Origin of the sequence: Pauljensenia sp. UMB3104, from assembly GCF_030217285.1 — a bacterium.
In the GTDB taxonomy this organism is placed as follows: domain Bacteria; phylum Actinomycetota; class Actinomycetes; order Actinomycetales; family Actinomycetaceae; genus Pauljensenia.
In genome coordinates this window covers 1-532 of record NZ_JASONN010000062.1, presented here as the reverse complement: position 1 = coordinate 532, position 532 = coordinate 1, and the positions used below count along the sequence as shown (strand labels likewise).

General features: G+C 59.2%; 1 protein-coding gene. It reads left to right on the top strand.

Going from position 1 to position 532, the window contains the following annotated elements; all coding sequences use genetic code 11:
• Nucleotides 1–80 precede the first annotated feature (80 nt).
• Nucleotides 81–407 (top strand): hypothetical protein, encoded by a 327-nt coding sequence (locus tag QP415_RS10750; protein WP_285100040.1) that lies wholly within the window; start codon nt 81–83, stop codon nt 405–407.
• Nucleotides 408–532: the final 125 nt, after the last annotated feature.

Here is a 532-nt window from a genome sequence, read left to right as displayed (position 1 = left end):
CGCCCCACCTAGGGAGCACCCCAGACAGGGGGAAGGCGGCACCAAACCTACCGCCAAACGCTCACCGAAAGGAAAGACCAATGCCAAGCATCAAGCACATGAGACGGAACCACGACGACATCCTCTACTACTGCGACAAACCAAGCAAGTACGCTCCGTGGTGCAGTTGCAAGTTCGGTTTCACCCGCACAATGCTCATCCGCATGTTGTGCAAGCTCATCGAAGTACTCGAATGCAAGTGCGACAAACTGAGCGATATTCAGTACCTCAGCTTCATTCGCGGTGAGACCAAAGACCCGATAGGTGATTTCCTGAAGTACCGCAAGGAAAACCCCTACCGCTGGACCGGCCAGATCGACGAGGACGACACCTGGGGCCTATCCGAACTACGTGACGATCAGATGTAGTAGCAACCGACCCGCCCCCCGCCCTCTCGGGCGGGGGGCTCCCCGTATGTCTTCGCCCCTGGTTGTCCACAGCGTCCCGACGGCGCGGCCGTCGGCTGTGGACAACCAGGGGCTTGCTTGGGTGG

What these genes read in the sequence shown, in the direction of transcription:
- QP415_RS10750 (WP_285100040.1), top strand. Translation starts at nt 81, where the DNA reads ATGCCAAGCATCAAGCACATGAGACGGAACCACGACGACATCCTCTAC.